The organism is Streptomyces sp. CNZ287 (genome assembly GCF_007827615.1).
This window is the reverse complement of the sequence record NZ_VISV01000015.1, coordinates 45,387-60,905: the sequence shown is the minus strand read 5'-3', so window position 1 is coordinate 60,905 and position 15,519 is coordinate 45,387. Positions and strand designations below refer to the sequence as shown.

General features: G+C 69.2%; 13 protein-coding genes and 2 pseudogenes. 10 read left to right on the top strand and 5 right to left on the bottom strand.

The genetic code is table 11. The features are described 5' to 3' along the window. Positions 1-14: 14 nt before the first annotated feature. On the bottom strand, positions 15-1,574 hold the full coding sequence (locus FB457_RS24615; RefSeq protein ID WP_145783320.1) for a class I adenylate-forming enzyme family protein: 1,560 nt from the start codon (positions 1,572-1,574) through the stop codon (positions 15-17). An 854-nt stretch (positions 1,575-2,428) separates the two neighbouring features. On the opposite strand from FB457_RS24615, the gene FB457_RS36385 reads away from it, so the two are divergent. The 4 genes from FB457_RS36385 (at position 2,429) to FB457_RS24595 (ending at position 7,561) form a co-directional block, all read left to right on the top strand. Beyond that, entirely contained in the window at positions 2,429-2,953 is a 525-nt protein-coding gene (locus FB457_RS36385; RefSeq protein ID WP_486589123.1) for a hypothetical protein, read from the top strand. Positions 2,954-3,047: 94 nt separating this feature from the next. After that, positions 3,048-5,177 carry an aminodeoxychorismate synthase component I gene (gene pabB, locus FB457_RS24605; protein ID WP_047019396.1) on the top strand — a complete coding sequence of 710 codons (2,130 nt, stop codon included), beginning with the start codon at positions 3,048-3,050 and terminating at the stop codon, positions 5,175-5,177. A gap of 204 nt (positions 5,178-5,381) precedes the next feature. Next, a complete protein-coding gene (locus tag FB457_RS24600) occupies positions 5,382-6,608 on the top strand; it encodes a 4-hydroxybenzoate 3-monooxygenase (protein ID WP_145783318.1) in 1,227 nt (408 codons plus the stop codon). Next, the gene (locus tag FB457_RS24595; RefSeq protein ID WP_047019398.1) at positions 6,587-7,561 is read left to right on the top strand and encodes a UbiA family prenyltransferase; all 975 of its coding nucleotides are present in this window, start codon (positions 6,587-6,589) and stop codon (positions 7,559-7,561) included. The genes FB457_RS24600 and FB457_RS24595 overlap by 22 nt, the downstream gene beginning before the upstream one ends. 45 nt (positions 7,562-7,606) lie before the next feature. Here FB457_RS24595 and FB457_RS35720 read toward each other — a convergent pair whose 3' ends face one another. Then, entirely contained in the window at positions 7,607-8,386 is a 780-nt protein-coding gene (locus FB457_RS35720) for an aminotransferase class IV (RefSeq protein ID WP_145783316.1), read from the bottom strand. A gap of 291 nt (positions 8,387-8,677) precedes the next feature. After that, a pseudogene (locus tag FB457_RS35715) lies at positions 8,678-8,926 on the bottom strand (transposase); the annotation flags it as partial. Positions 8,927-9,216: 290 nt separating this feature from the next. Here FB457_RS35715 and FB457_RS24580 point away from each other — a divergent pair. Continuing rightward, the gene (locus tag FB457_RS24580) at positions 9,217-9,417 is read left to right on the top strand and encodes a hypothetical protein (RefSeq protein ID WP_047019400.1); all 201 of its coding nucleotides are present in this window, start codon (positions 9,217-9,219) and stop codon (positions 9,415-9,417) included. A 147-nt stretch (positions 9,418-9,564) separates the two neighbouring features. Here the strand turns inward: FB457_RS24580 and FB457_RS24575 are convergent, their stop codons facing one another. Beyond that, positions 9,565-9,738, bottom strand: coding sequence for a hypothetical protein (locus FB457_RS24575; RefSeq protein ID WP_164492498.1), 174 nt, complete (start codon positions 9,736-9,738; stop codon positions 9,565-9,567). A 24-nt stretch (positions 9,739-9,762) separates the two neighbouring features. On the opposite strand from FB457_RS24575, the gene FB457_RS35365 reads away from it, so the two are divergent. Further along, positions 9,763-10,182, top strand: a complete 420-nt coding sequence (locus FB457_RS35365; protein ID WP_186462040.1) for a hypothetical protein — start codon at positions 9,763-9,765, stop codon at positions 10,180-10,182. A gap of 490 nt (positions 10,183-10,672) precedes the next feature. On the opposite strand, the gene FB457_RS24565 is transcribed toward FB457_RS35365, so the two are convergent. Then, a complete protein-coding gene (locus FB457_RS24565; RefSeq protein ID WP_145783312.1) occupies positions 10,673-11,560 on the bottom strand; it encodes an MIP/aquaporin family protein in 888 nt (295 codons plus the stop codon). Positions 11,561-12,272: 712 nt separating this feature from the next. Between FB457_RS24565 and FB457_RS24560 the strand changes: the two are divergent. The 4 genes and pseudogenes from FB457_RS24560 to FB457_RS24545 all read left to right on the top strand — a co-directional run bounded on the left by FB457_RS24560 (position 12,273) and on the right by FB457_RS24545 (position 15,480). After that, a pseudogene (locus FB457_RS24560) lies at positions 12,273-13,042 on the top strand (transposase). 88 nt (positions 13,043-13,130) lie between these two features. Beyond that, a complete protein-coding gene (locus tag FB457_RS24555) occupies positions 13,131-14,336 on the top strand; it encodes an IS256 family transposase (RefSeq protein ID WP_145783405.1) in 1,206 nt (401 codons plus the stop codon). A gap of 149 nt (positions 14,337-14,485) precedes the next feature. After that, positions 14,486-15,070 (top strand): dihydrofolate reductase family protein, encoded by a 585-nt coding sequence (locus FB457_RS24550; protein ID WP_047020634.1) that lies wholly within the window; start codon positions 14,486-14,488, stop codon positions 15,068-15,070. After that, positions 15,067-15,480 carry a VOC family protein gene (locus tag FB457_RS24545; protein ID WP_047019406.1) on the top strand — a complete coding sequence of 138 codons (414 nt, stop codon included), beginning with the start codon at positions 15,067-15,069 and terminating at the stop codon, positions 15,478-15,480. The genes FB457_RS24550 and FB457_RS24545 overlap by 4 nt, the downstream gene beginning before the upstream one ends. Positions 15,481-15,519: the final 39 nt, after the last annotated feature.

Sequence of the window (15,519 nt, the reverse complement as noted above, 5' to 3'; positions counted from 1 at the left end):
GCGACTCACCGTGGTCACCTCTCCATGTCGGCCAGGCGGCCTCGCAGCACCTCGCGCCGCACCTTGCCGGTGGCCGTTCTGGGAATCTCCTCCCAGGCGACGCTGAGGGGCGCGGCCAGCGCGGGCATGTCCCCGGTCGCGGCGGACCATTCCTCGGGTCCGACGGGCTCGGCACCGGGCCGGCCGGCGATGACGGGCAGCAGTCCTTCCTCCGTCTCCAGCACCACCACCTCGGCGAGGTCCGGGATCCGGGAGAGCAGCACGTCCTCCAGGGCGATCCCGCTGGGCGCGCCCTCCAGGCGCTCCACCTGACGGTCCAGCAGCCGCAGCGTGCCGCCACGCCCCAGGGAACCCCAGTCACCGGTGTCCCACCAGCGCTCCTCGAACAGGTTCTGCGTGAACTTCTCGGGGAAGTTGAGGTATCCGGCGAACCGGCCCTTCGCGCGCACCTGGATCCTGCCGGCCTGACCGCGCGGCACCGCGGTCCCGTTCTCGTCGACGACGCGGATGGCGGCGTACCCGGGGATGGCGTGGCCTACGCGGTGGCCGGCCAGCTCAGTCTCCACGCCGGCGCGCCGCCGGCGGCGGGTGCGCACGTGGAAGGCTATGGGGCCGACCTCGGACTGGGCGTACACCTCCATGAACACCGCCAACCGGCGGCGGGAGCCCGCGAGCAGGCGGTCGACCGTGCGCGGGTGCGTGGCGTCGAACGTCGCGAGGAAGACCCGCACCGAGGACATCACGCCCGCGTCGGCCAGGTCCTCCCAGGTGACGAACGTGTTCGGGTGGGTCTCCAGGTACTCGGGCCGCCAGCGCTCGAGTTGCTCACGCACGCTGTCGCGCTGCTCCGAGCCCAGTATCAGCAGGGACACCCCCGCCGTGATCCCGGTGAGGAGGGCGGAGAGGGTGCGGATGTGGACGGGTGAGGTCGCGAACGCCGCGTAGCCGCGCAGCCGCAGCAGGCGCAGCATGCGCGTCTGGATGACCGACTGCTGGTAGAAGCTGGCACGCGTGTGGACGGCGAGCTTCGGCACACCCGTGGTGCCCGAGGTGTGCGTCACCAGGTACGGGCTGTCGGGGGAGCGCTCCACGCCATGCTGCGGGAGGGCGTCCGTGGCCGTGCCGGCCTCGCCGTCCTGCTCCCAGATGTCCTCCCAGACCAGCCGGGCGGCATCCACGGCCAGGGCGTCGGGGAACTCCTCCGCGCGTGCCCGGGCGACCAGCAGGTGCATGGAGTGCGGCACGGTCTTCAACGCCGTGTGGGCGGCATCGGCCTCCAGCCCCGGACTGAGGAGCACGGGCACGGCGCCGACGGCGGTCAGGCCGCAGACCGCGACCAGGACGTCGAGCGGCTTCTCCAGGCGCACGACGCACCAGTCCTCCGCCGCGATGCCCGCGGCCTGCACCCCGCGGGCGAAGCGCCGTGTCGCCTCGGCGAGTTCGCCGACGTCGATCTCGCCGTCCCGGACGGGCACCGCCGCCGAGGTGTGGTCCGCTGCCCAGGTGCGCTTCGCCTTGCCGGACAGAGCGACGAGCTGACCGTAGAGCAGGTCGGCTGACTGCGGTAAACGCATGACTTACTACTTTCTTCCGTTAGGCCCTGAGGAGAGTCTGGGAAGCCCAATGCAAAGGGGGCGGGAGGTGGGATTCGGTGAGATCCAGCAATTCATGCTGTCGACCGGCTCAACTGAAAAGGAGTTCGCATGTCGGAACGCGTGAAGAACACCTCTTGCTCATCAGCACCCGGCAAGCCCGGATTCATGATCGATTGACTCATGGCAGCGCAACATGGTTGCAGACCGCACTCCCGTATGCAAGGGGGGTTGTGGTCAGGTTCCGTCGGTTCGTTCCGCCTTTCACTGTGCGTCATGCCGTCAAGAACCAGAACTCGTCGGACAGATGACTCCGGATGTCCTCGATCGCGGCTGACGGGCTTGCCATTGGGCGGCGCTTGGGTGTCACGCTTAGGGCACGTCTCCTATGGCAAATAACTGCCGCGGTCGGGGTATGGCCTGTTCAGCCTCGAATCGGGTGCGTCCGCCGTCTGGCCCGGGCGCGGGTTCCGCGGGTAGCGTCCGCCCCCCGGTTCTCACGCCGGCGCCCCCGGCCACGAGGTCCCTCGCCCACGTCCGCTCTAGAGATTGGGACAGTCGCATGCCCGACGTCGCGATACGCGGCACCGGCTCCCCTGCATTCCCGACCAAGTCGGCACCAACGACGAGGTGGGCGCCGCCGAGGGCGTCGGCGATGCCTGGATCGCCCGCAGGGCCGCCATCCACGGGCGTCGCTGGCCCGCTCCCGAGGAAGCGACTGCGGACCTGGCCACCGCGGCGGCCCGTCACGCCCTCGACCCGGCCGACCGCACCTCCGGTGACCTCTCGGCCGTCGTCTTCGCCACCTCGACGTCAACGCCGTCTGCTCCGGCGAGGTGTTCGCCCTCGCCGCCGTCGAGACGTTCCTCGCCCGGACCGGGGGCCCCGCCCTGGTCGTCGGCGCCGACACTTACTCGCGCCCACTGAACCCCCGCGACCGTCGCACCGTGGTGCTCTTCGGAGCCTGCGCTGGAGCCCCGGTCGTCGGTACACGGCGCCGGGACGGCGCCGGACTGCGCAACCTCGCGTCACACACCTCAGGGAAGCTCGCCGACCTCAACTCCGTCCCGGCGGGCTGCGGCCGCCTCCCCGTGACCCGTCGGACGCACGAGGCGGAATTCGGCCTGCCCGACGCCCTCCCTGCACCTCACCCTCACCGAGTGCGGCAACACCGGAACCGTCTCGATGCCCGTCATCCTCCTCGACACCGCCGCCGGAGCGGGCACACTGGGGCGAACTCGTCCTCGTCGCCGGTTTCGGCGGCGGCATGTCGGTGGGGCTCGCCCTCGTGGAATGGTGACGAAAGGGCGCCGCTCTCACACCTTTTCACGCCTCCACCGTGCGTCTTCCACGGCAGGTGAACAGACCCCGGTACGTGCTCGCATCACCGTTCACAGATGAAACGGAGAGAATCCGGCTTTCAGGCGGCCGACCCATAAGGATTTCGAGGTTGCAATGCGCACGTTATTAGTGGACAACTACGACTCATTCACCTACAACCTGTTTCACTATCTGGCCGAAGTAAACGGCCGGGAGCCTGTGGTGCTCCGTAACGACGACGCGGGTTGGGACCCCGGGATGCTGGCGGAGTTCGACAGCGTCCTCATCTCCCCTGGCCCGGGGAGGCCGGAGCGCCCGGAGGACTTCGGCATATGCCAGGAGATCATCGATAATGGCTCGCTGCCGATCCTGGGCGTGTGCCTCGGCCACCAGGGCATCGCCCACGCGTTCGGCGCCCGGGTGACGCGGGCGCCCGAACCCCGACACGGCCGGGTCTCACCGGTGTTCCACGAGGGCAATCGGCTGTTCGCCGGGCTTCCCGAGCCGTTCGACGTGGTGCGCTACCACTCCCTCGCAGTGACCGACCTGCCCTGGGAGCTGCGGCCCACGGCGTGGACCGACGACGGCGTGCTGATGGGGATCGAGCACAGGGACCGCCCGCTGTGGGGGGTGCAGTTCCACCCCGAGTCGATCTCGACCGCCCACGGCCACCGGCTGCTGCGCAACTTCCGGGAGCTGGCCGAGGAGTTCGGCGGTGCGGGTAGGGGCACGGCCGTCGTCGCTGCGCCGACGCCGGCAGCCGGTGGGACGTCCAGGGCGTCCTCCCGGTCCGTGGCTCCCCGCTCCCGGAGTCCGCGGCGTCTGCGCGTGTTGACGACGGCTCTGCCCACCCGCTGGTCCGACGAGGTCGCCTTCGACCGTCTCTTCGGGGCGCACGAGCACGCGTTCTGGCTGGACAGCAGCGCGGCGGCCAGCGAGCACGGCCGCTTCTCGATCATGGGTGATGCCTCGGGTCCGCTGGCCCGGGTCGCCCGGGCGGACACCTGGGACGGGAGCGTCACGGTGGAGCGGTCCACCGGCGTCGAGACCGTGCGGGGTGAGTTATTCACCTGGCTGGAGGAGGACCTGCGCTCCCTCAGTGTGGAACTCCCCGAGCTGCCCTGCGACTTCGCGCTCGGCTGGGTCGGCTATCTCGGCTACGAGCTGAAGGCGGAGTGCGGCGGTGCCGCCAGCTACCGGTCGGACGAGCCGGACGCCGCGATGATCTTCGCGGACCGGGCCCTGGTGTTCGACCACGCGACGTCCACCACCCACCTCCTCGCGCTCACCGAGGACGGCGACGAGGGCCCGGGCCGGGCGTGGCTCGCCGACACCGCGGAGCGGCTGGGAGAGATAGCCGGGCAGGAGCCGCACTACGTTCCGCCACCTGCGAAGGACGCGACGCTGCGGCTGCGTCATGACCGGGACCGGTACCTGGAGCTCATCGCGCACTGCCAGGAGCAGATCGCGGCGGGCGAGACGTACGAGATCTGCCTCACCAACCTGCTTCAGGCCGACGTCGCGGTGCCGCCGTGGCAGAGCTACCAGTTCCTGCGGCGCCTGACGCCGGCGCCGTTCGCCTCGCTGCTGCGCTTCGGGGAGATATCGGTGTTGAGCACGTCCCCCGAGCGCTTCCTGCGCATCTCGGCGGACGGCACGGCAGAATCCAAGCCGATCAAGGGCACCCGGCCGCGCGGCGACTCGGAGAGCGAGGACATTCTGCTGCGCAAGGACCTGGCGGCCAGCGAGAAGGACCGCTCCGAGAACCTGATGATCGTCGACCTGGTGCGCAACGACCTCGGCCGCACTGCCGAGGTCGGGTCCGTCCGCGTGCCCAGGATCTACGACGTGGAGACCCACCCGACCACGCACCAGTTGGTCAGCACGGTCACCTCCCAGCTCAGGCCGTCGGTTTCGGCGGTGGAGTGCGTGCGTGCGGCCTTCCCGGGCGGGTCCATGACCGGGGCACCGAAGATCCGCACGATGAAGATCATCGACTCGCTGGAGGCCGGTCCGCGCGGTGTGTACTCCGGAGCCATCGGCTACTTCTCACTGTCTGGCGCATGCGACCTGAGCATCGTCATCCGCACCCTGGTCGTCACCCCGTCCCGGGTGAAGTACGGGGTGGGCGGTGCGATCGTCGCGCTGTCCGAGCCGGACGAGGAGTTCGAGGAGATCGCGGTGAAGGCGACGCCGCTGCTGCGGCTGCTGGGGGCGGAGTTCCCCGGGCGGCTGCCGGTGGACCTCATCAGGACGGGGCGCTGAGCACCGGGACCGCGACACCGGGAAGAGGGCACCGGGGGACACGCACGCGGGGCAGGGACGCCGGGCTGGTGCAGCCGCCCGGCCGGATCCCGCCCCCCGGGGCCGGAAACCTCCCAGGACAGGAAAGGAAGGACGCCCGCTGATGCCACAGCGAACGCGCCCACCGGCCGCGAACGCCGGCGAAAGAGGATCAGGGAGTAGGCCGTGAAACAGCTCAGGACACAGGTGGCCATCGTCGGCGCGGGTCCCGCCGGACTGCTGCTGTCGCACCTGCTGCACCGTCAGGGCGTGGAGTCCGTCGTTCTGGAACGCCGGACAAGGGAGTACGTGGAGAGGCGGGTACGCGCCGGGCTGCTGGAGCACACCACGGTCGAACTGCTGAGGCAGTGCGGGCTGGCAGACCGGCTCGACCGGGAGGGGATGCGGCACGGCGGGTTCGAACTGCGCGTCGCCGGCCACCGGAACCGGCTCGACATCGCCGCGCTGACCGGCCACAGCACCTACGTCTACGGCCAGCAGGAGCTGGTCAAGGACATGATCAGGGCCCGAGAGGAGGCGGACGGTCAGCTCCGCTTCAGCGTCGCGGACGTCGCCCTGGACCTCGCCGAGGACGAGGGCCCGTCCACGGTGCGGTGCTCGATGGACGGCCGGCCGACCGAGATCACCTGCGACTTCGTCGCCGGTTGTGACGGGTTCCACGGGATCTCGCGCCAGTGCCTTCCGCCCGCGCTGCTGACGGCGCACGAGCGCCGCTACCCCAGCGCCTGGCTGGGCATCCTCGCCGCCACGCCACCCACATCCGGCGAACTGGTCTACGCCGTGCACGAGCGGGGCTTCGCGTTAGCCAGCATGCGCACGCCCGAGATCAGCCGGCTCTACCTCCAGGTGGGGCCCGGGGAGTCCCTGAGCGACTGGCCCGACGAGCGGATCTGGAAGGAACTGCACGCCCGCCTGGCCGTCGACGGCGAGACGTCCCTCACCGAGGGACGGGTGCTGGAACGGTCCCTGGTGGCGCTGCGCAGTTACGTCGCCGAGCCGATGCAGCACGGGCCGCTGTTCCTCGCCGGGGACGCCGCGCACATCGTCCCGCCCACGGCCGCCAAGGGACTGAACCTCGCGGTCGAGGACGTCCACGTGCTGAACGAGGCTTTCCGCTCCTGGTACGCCACCGGCGACCGCGCCGCGCTGGACGGCTACTCCGCCACGCGCCTGCCGGCCGTCTGGGAGGCCGAGGAGTTCTCCGACTGGATGGCGGACCTGCTGCACCGGCCGCCGGACGACGACCCGTACGCGGTACGGCTGCAACAGGCACGGCTGGACGCGGTCGTCAACTCCCACACCGTGGCACGGCAGCTCGCGGAGCGGTATGTGGGCCTGTCACGACAGACCTCGGGTCGCGAGGGAGGGGCGTGGTCGTGGAACCAGGCATAGCCCCGCAGCGCACCACCGACGCACCGCCACGCTCCACGGGGGAACTGCTGCGCGGCCTCTTCCGGCTTTCGAAGCTCTTCGTCTACCAGCACTACTACGGGTGGGGCATGGCGTGGCTGCTGCTGACACCCCAGGCCCGCGAACGCCCCGGCACCACGCTGGCGATGCTGCTGTTCCTGGTCGGCACCATGGGGGTCGTCACCTGCACGTGCTCGCTCGACGACCTGGTGGGCTTCCGCAACGGCAGCGACGCCAGGAACTACAACAGCGGCGAGACGAAGCGCAACTTCTCCATGAAGCCGCTTCTGAGCGGGCGGGTGACGGAGCGCGAGGCCGTGGGCTTCGTCAGCGCGGCGGCCACGGTCGCGATCCTGGCGGGGCTGGGAGCGTTCTGGGCGCTCGACTGGCAGGCGCCGCTGGAGTCGTACGTCCTGTACGGGGTCATGCTCTGCTGCATCCAGTACTCCGGCGGGATGCGGCTGAGCTACTACCCGGGCGGGGGAGAGGCGGCCCTGTTCCTGGGCACGATGTCCGGGCTCCTCGCGCCCTTCACCGCCGCGCAGCACGAATGGTCCGCCGACGCCGTGCTGGTGGCGGCCCTGCTCGGGCTGTGGCTCGTCATGGTGAGCAGCTACTCCAACGTCAACGACGTGGAGGGGGACCGGTCCGTCAACCGCCGGACTTTGGCGGCCACCGCCCCGAAACAGGTCTACAAGTCGGCGATGGTCGCCTTCTTCGTCCTGTCAGCGGGGAGCACCTGCCTCCTCGCCGCGACGGAGCGCTGGCCGTGGTGGACCCTGCTGACGCTGCTGCCGGCGCTCGGGCTCCACCTGAGGCAACTGCGCGAAGGCCCGCTGCGGGAGGAGTGGCTGACCGCCCGCAGGCTGGGGCTGTACGCCTTCGACCTCGGCTTCGTCGGACTACTCGTCCCCACGCTGCTCGTCGTCCTCTAGCGGCCGCTCGTCGTCCCCCGGGAAAGGTCCTCCGCCGGGGCGGCGTCACAGGGGCTCAGGGATGACGGACTCGTACTCCTTGCGCAGCGTGTGCAGGACGGGGTGTTCCGGGTCGTACGCGACCCCGTCGATCGAGGCGATGGGGCGGACGCCGACCGCGGCGTTGGTGGCGAAGGCCGCCTCCATCCCGCCGAGGCGTGCGGTGTCGATCAGCTCCGCGCGCTGCGCGCCGGTGTGGTGCCGCCGCAGCAGGGCCATGGTGACGCCGGGGAGGACGTTTGCGGTCGGCCACACGAGGCCGGCGCCGTCGAAGAAGCCGACGTTCCACGTCGGGCCCTCCGACACGGCGGACCGGCCGTCGAGGAACAGGGCGTCGTCGAATCCGGCGCACTGGGAGAGCCGCCGCTCGTGCAGCGCGCCGAACAGGCCGGTGTGTTTGACCGTCGGCACCTCCCGGCAGTGCGGCCTGGTGCCCACGCGCAGGGGCGGCGGCTCCACGGCAGCCGGCCGGCATGTCACCAGGAACTGCGGGTGTGCCTCGGCTCCCGGTCGCTCCAGCCGCAGCCCGGGGTCGAGCACGGTCACCCGCACGGTGACCGGGTCCGGGGCGTCGACGAGGGCGTCCCGGACGGCGGCCCGTACACGGTCCTTCTCCAGCCCCGTGCCGAAGACGGCGCGGCAGTCACGCCGCAGGCGCTCCAGGTGGAGGGAGAGCCCGCGCACCCGTCCGCTCTCCACGCGCATGGTGGTGAAGTGACCGTAGTTGGTCATAGCCAGCGTCGTGAGCTGGCGTGCCTCGGTTTCCGAGGCCCTACTCGCTTCCATGGAAGTGACCAATCTGCTGGCCGGGGTCGCCTTCCGGACGGTCGGCGTGGGCGTCGACCGTCCGGAAGGCGACCCCGGGCGTGCGAACCGACCTGACCAGCGCTTGCGCCTGGCCGGCGCTGCTGCCTGACTAGCTCTGCCGTCGCTCGGCCATCGCCACGAACTCCTCGATGTCGAACCCCCACGGCCGGGTGTCCCGCAACGGGTGATCTTTCCCCTGCCCACCCGCTTGCGGACGATCGCGGCGGATGCACCGTCACCGTAACGCTGTGGGAGCCCGGCGGGTTGACTCTTCTGCCACACGCCTGCCTTGTTCATGCCCGAGCCGAAACCGAGGTCCTTCGGCAGGTACATCCACTGGATCCCGGTGCGCAGCACGTACAGGATCCCGCACAAGCACCCCCGGTCCGGCAACGGCCCGCGGCCCGGATACCTGAACCTGCGCTCACGCTGCGGCAGCAACGGCTCAACACGATCCCGCAGCTCGTCCGACACGACCCATGGCGATGTCCCCACAGCCGCCTTGGACGCGGCGAGCAGGACGGATCCACCTCATTGTGGTAGCCGCTGTTAGCGCGAGGGCCCTTCGATGCACGCGCCTGATCCTTGCCCCGGCCCACCGCGGAAGCTCGCGCCCGCGGCCTCTCAAAGGCGCGTCGCGGGAGGTGGTGGCCCGGAGACATCCGAGCTGTCTCCGGGCCCCCGTCGTACCGCCCGACAGGGCATTCTCTGCCTCACGTACCTTCTGTGGGCCAGAGTACGTTTGCGGCTGGTGACAGGTACCCGGGCGCCGGCCGCGTGCTGTCGGGGACGACCTCGGGAGGGAGCAGATGGGCAAGGAACCGTTGAGTGAAGACCAGCAGGACGCCATCGTCATGGAGCTGGCGGTGAACGTCGAGACCTTGTCGGAAGAGGAGTTCGAGCACCTCTATCGCCAGCTCGGCAGCGACCACCAGAGTCAGGTGAACGACAACGTCCGTGAGTTCGCGGCCAACGCGATCGGAGACGAGCACTGGGATTCCGACAACTGAGCAGAAGGGAGGGCCGACCCCCTTCCGGACGCAGGCCGATGCCATCCAGGCATGTGTCAGGTACAGCCTGACGGATGCCTGCTGTCCGGCATAGCCTGACAGCAGGCCAACGAGTCCGGGGAACGACCCCGACACCGACCGGTTCGCCTACAGCCGCGCCGCCCTCGCCCGCATCGTCCTGTCCTTCGAGTAGAAGGACCTCGCGGTCCAGGCCGCCGCCGGCGTCGCCACCGACGACAGCTTCATCCGCCCCGGCGAGATGGTCTCCGAGGCGCTCGCCCCGGTCGAGCAGGCCCAGACCGTGCTGCGCTGGGCCGTCATCTGGGAGAGGCAGAAGCACACCAGTTGGGAGGAGATCGGCGAGCGGCTCGCGGCATCACGCGGCAGTCCGCCCACGAGCGGTACAAGGCCGCCGTCGACGAGTGGCAGTTGAGCCTGGTCGAGCCGTACGAGCAGGCGGCACCCGGTTACCGCCCGGCGCGCATCCACGAAGCCGCGCTCGAACCGACCCGGACCGGCCAGCAGCTCGACGAGTGGGCCCGCGCCCACGTCCCGGCCGCCCGCGACGACGAGCACCCGGTCACCGGGCACCTGCCCCGGCTCTCCACCGCCGAGGAGATGGTCCAGGTCCTCGACGAATCGTGTGGTTCCTGCAAGGCGCGGAGTGTGGCCGCGAGCGCCTTCGAGGCGGGCGGCGCACCCGACAGGTGGGCACTGAGTGACTGCCCCGCCCGCGTCAGGGCCTGGAGATCGGGGTGCAGGTAGCGCTGGGTGGTGAGCAGTGAGCCGTGCCCCGGCGATGATCCGCAGCATGTGCAGGGGGACTCCGGCGTCGGCCATCCATGTGAGGCCGGTGTGGCGGAGGTCGTGCCGGCGGAGTGCTCGTAGCCGAGTTCGGTGACCACGTCGTCCCAGTGGGCGGCATCCCGCAGCACGGCGGTGGTGATCCGGCCGCCGCGGGGTCCGGTGAACAGCCGGGCGCCGGGATCGGGGCCGGCGGTCAGGAGTCGCTGGGCCACAGGCGCTGGTCGGGGACGGTGAAGCGGTCCGGGTCGGCCGCCGCCCAGTCCGCGGTCCAGGCCTGGGGCGGCTCGGCCAGCAGCTGCCTGGTCACGCAGTGCGCCCGCACCGGACCATGGAATTGTCGTGGCGCGGGCGCGCCTGTGGAGTACGGTCATCCGGGCGACCGAGGCGCGGGGTGAGCGTCGTTTCCATGGCGGGTGCCGCCACTGCCGGACGGAGCCTGCTCCGTGTTCTACGGCTCCTCGGTGGCGGGACCTTCTTCGGGCTCAACACCCCTGGCCTTGATCAGCGGAGAGATGAGCAGGTCGTACACCCCGACACCGACGAGTCCGCCGATGAGCGGGCCGACAAGGGGGATCCACCAATAGCCGCTGAACCACTCGAACGTACCGGGGAGAGCGATAGAGCCCCAGCCTTCGAAATACGTCAACAATCGGGGTCCGAGGTCGCGTGCGGGATTGATCGCGTACCCTGCGTTTGTGCCGAAGGACAAACCGATCGCGACGACCACCAAACCGATGAGGAACGGATGGAGATTGGACATCGGAGCAGTATTGCGCCTGTCGATGAGTGCGCAGATCAGTAGAAGCAGGATGCCGGTCCCCACGATCTGGTCGAGCAAGGGACCCCACCAGGAGTCTCCGAAGTATTCAGCGGGGAACGTGGCGAAGATCGAGAATGTGGGAAGCGATTCGTCTCGCGGGACACCCTCCTTTTCGATGGCCGCGTCGATGGCCCACCTGTAGGTCGCGTAGATGAGCGCGGCGGCGAGGAAGGCGCCCATGACCTGCGCCAGCCAGTAGGGCAGGACCTTCCTCCAGGGGAAATCGCGTCGAGCCGCGAAGCCGAGGGTCACTGCGGGATTGATGTGAGCTCCACTGATACCTCCTGCCACATACACGCCGAATACCACGGCGAGGCCCCATCCCCACGAGATGATGAGCCAGTTGGCGGGCCCGAAGTCCCCGGTTTGCCGGCCCGATCCCGGCAGACCGGCGACTGCGACAGCCACCGACCCGACACCCAGCAGAACCAGGACGAACGTGCCCAGGAACTCGGCAGCCATCTCGCCGCCGAGTCCTTCTCGATACCCGCGTCGACGAACGATGCGTTCAGCCATGTATCCTCCTCGGTCAGAAAGTAGCGGAACTTTCAATTCCTCACCCGAAACGCAGGTAATTCGGGGTAGACGCGCCGGTGAATCCGCAGATTTCACCTATACGGAGCAACCCGCGCGACAGGAAGTGAGGCTATGGCGTAGGAGGTTCAACGAATGCGAGTGCGAGGGGCATGAAGGTAATCATTTCTGCTCAGCGGGCGGTATCAGTGACGGCGGACTCCGGCGCCAGCATCCCCTACGCCGAACTGCGACGGCTGGAGGGCAGCCGGCCTGGTCGCCCGGGACACCAGCCGCCCCAGAACGTCGCCCAGCCCGTTACCTTGACCGACCCCGGCCGTGCTGCGCCGCTCGCCGCCGGCCAGGTTCCGTATCGCCGGTCGTCCTCGGCTGGGTGTGTCCAGTAGATGGCTGATCTGTGGTTGTGGTGGGTCTGTGCCTGGCTGTGGCCAGGCGTCCTTCGAAGGCGCTCTCGAAGGCGTTCAAGAGGGCTTTCCAGCGCATCGTCCAGCGTCGGCGGCCCTTGCCGGTGGGGGAGCAATGCTCAAGACCTGTGGATCAGCCACGGGTTGGCGCTCGAAGGGCGTACCTTCCCGAATGATCCTGTGATGGTCATCGAGTAGGCCGACGCTGCGAACGTCGGTCGGGAAGGCACGCCCGTGCTCACGGTAAGGGCTGTCCCGTAACTGCTGGTCACGGGTGAGATGATCTTGCCGTGTCTGGTGTGATCACGGCGTCGGAGCCGGCCTGGATAGCCCCGTTCACCGGGCTGAGCCCGCGGCAGTTCGGCAAGCTGATCACCGCTCTGCGGCGCGAGGGTGCGGGATCCGGTGCGCAAGGGCCGGCCCTGGAGCCTGCCGCTGGAGGACCGCGTGCTCCTGGTCGCCGCGTACTGGCGCACGAACCTGACGCTTCGCCAACTGGCGCCCCTGTTCGGGGTGTCCAAGTCGGCCGCTGACCGCATCATCGACCACCTCGGCCCGCGCTCGCGCTCCAGCCCCGCAGACGGTTCGGCAAGGACACCGTGCTGATCGTGGACGGGACCCTCGTTCCCACCCGCGACCACACCATCGCCGAGGAGTCCAAGAACTACCGGTATTCCACCAACCACCAGGTCGTCATCGACGCCGACACCCGGCTCGTCGTCGCGGTCGGCCGACCAGTCGCAGGCAACCGCAACGACTGCAAGGCGTGGGAACTGTCCGGGGCGAAAGACGCCGTCGGCAAGACCACCGTCATCGCAGACGGCGGCTACCGGGTACCGGCCTGGTCATCCCGCACCGCCGCGGCAAAGGCCAGACCGAACTCCCGGACTGGAAGGAGGAGCACAACGCCTCCCACCGCAAAGTCCGCGCCCGCGCAGAACACGCCTTCGCCCGGATGAAGGGCTGGAAGATCCTTCGCGACTGCCGACTGAAAGGTGACGGCGTTCACCACGCCGTGCTCGGCATCGCCCGCCTGCACAACCTCGTCCTTGCCGGGTGACGCAGAACCAGCAGGCCGTTCAGCCCTTCAAAGATCATTTACGGGACAGCCCTTAGTCAACGAAGACGGAACGACACCACGCGGCTCCCTGATTGACGAGATCGTCCGTGAGGGCGCACGGCGGACGCTGGCCGCCGCGCTGGAAGCCGAAGTCCACACCTACATGGCCGAGTTGGCCGATCAACGGGACGAGTCCGGGCGGCGGCTGGTCGTGCGCAACGGCTTCCGCCAGGCGCGGAAGGTCACGACCTCGGCCGGGGCGATCGAGGTGAGGGCCCCACGGGTCAATGACAAGCGCGTCGACGAGGCGACCGGAGAGCGCAAGCGGTTCCCGGCGATCCTGCCGCCCTGGGCCCGCAAGTCCCCGAAGATCAGCGAGGTGTTGCCTCTGCTTTATCTGCACGGCCTGTCGTCGGGTGACTTCGTGCCCGCTCTGGAGCAGTTCCCCGGCTCCTCCGCCGGCCTCTCGCCCGCCACCGTCACGAGGCTCACCGGGCAGTGGCAGGCCGACGACAAAGCTTTCGGCGAGCGTGACCTGACCGGGTCTGACTACGCCTACGTCTGGGCTGACGGCATCCACCTGCGCATACGCCTGACCGAGGCCAAATCCTGCGTGCTGGTCATCATGGGCGTACGCGCGGAGGGCACCAAGGAGCTGATCGCGATGGCCGACGGCTACCGCGAGTCCGCCGAGTCCTGGGCCGACCTGCTCCGAGACGCCGCCTGGCGCGGCATGCGGGCCCCCGTCCTCGCGGTCGGCGACGGAGCACTCGGATTCTGGAAGGCCCTCGCCCGGGTGTTTCCCGACGCCCGCCATCAGAGGTGCCGGGTTCACAAAACGGCCCATGTACTCAACGCGCTGCCGAAGTCGGCCCAGCCTGGTGCGCGCAAGGCACTGCAGGACATATACAACGCCGAGGACCGCGAGCACGCGGTCGAGGCCGTCGCTGCGTTCGACAAGACGTACGGCACGAAGTGGCCCAAGGCCGCCAAGAAGATCACCGACGACGTCGACGAACTGCTCGCCTTCTACGACTTGCCGGCCGAACACTGGGTTCACCTGCGCACGACGAATCCCCTCGAATCAACCTTCGCGACGGTACGTCTCAGGACCAAGGTCACCAAGGGCGCCGGCAGTGCGGCCGCCGCGCTTGCCATGGTCTTCAAGCTCGTCGAGTCCGCCCAGGCCCGCTGGCGGGCCGTGAACGCGCCCCACCTGGTCGCCCTCGTACGGGCCGGAGCTTGCTTCGAACGCGGTCGGCTCGTCGAACGCCCTGAGGCTCACGCAGCCTGAATGACCGCAACTGATCGACTGCTCTGGATGTACGCCTCGCCAGTGCGATGAGTTTGCCTGCTGCCTGAAGTCTTCCACCGTGACACTTCCGCCCCGATGGGGCGAGAAGGAGAGCATGCCCATGCCATGGAGGAGAGATGGAAGCCAGAATGAGCAATCCGATTCGGCTGTACATGTCGATGTCGCTTGACGGCTACATCGCCGGCCCGGACGATCGGCCAGGTCAGGAGCTCGGACGCGACGGCGGACGGCTCTTCAACTGGCTCGACGACCGGGAATCCGACGGTCCGAGCGGCCAGGTCTACCGCGAAGCGCTGGCGACCGGCGCGGTGATCTCCGGCCGACGGACCTTCGAACTCGCCGGGCGCTGGCAGGGCGACCATCACGACGGCGTGCCGATCCTCGTCCTCACCCATCAGGTGGATGACGGGGACGTGCCTCCCGGCCACGCGCGTTTCGTCACCGACGTCGAAGAATGCGCCCGTCAGGCTCGCGCCGCCGCCGGGGACCGGCCGGTCATGGTCCATGGGGCGGGGGCGGCCCAAGCACTCCTCCGCGCCGGACAGATCGACGAGATGGAGATCCACCTGGTGCAGGTCCTCCTCGGGGGCGGTCGACGGCTGTTCGACCACCTCGGTGGTGATCACATCGAACTCGACCTCGTCCGACGGCTGGAGGACCGAGACGTCACACACCTCCGCTACCAGGTGCGCCGACCCGGGAAAGCCGCATGAAGACGCTCTTCGTCTCCTACCGCGTCACCGACCTGGACCGCTCACTCCGCTTCTACACCGCCTTGGGCTACGTCGAACTGGGCAGCGTCGAGATCGGCGACGGGGCTCACCTCGTGATCCTCAAGCTCCCCGACGAACCAGCGGCCTCGCTTGAACTGGTCCACCGCCCCGTCGACGGACGCGTCGACGTGGGCAGCGGTTTCGACCACCTCGCGATCCAGGTGGACACACTGGCCGCCACCCTGGAGCGGCTGACCGACGCCGGCCTGGAGCCAGAACCTGTCCAGTACCCGGGCGGCCCTCGCGGCCCGAAGACGTCGTGGCTCACCGACCCGGATGGCTACCGGATCGAGTTGGTGGAGTGGCCGCCCGGACACCCCGACGGCATCACCGCCGCGGACTTCTCCTGAGCGGTTCAGTGAGCGGAGTAAAGAAGCTTCGCTTCGGGA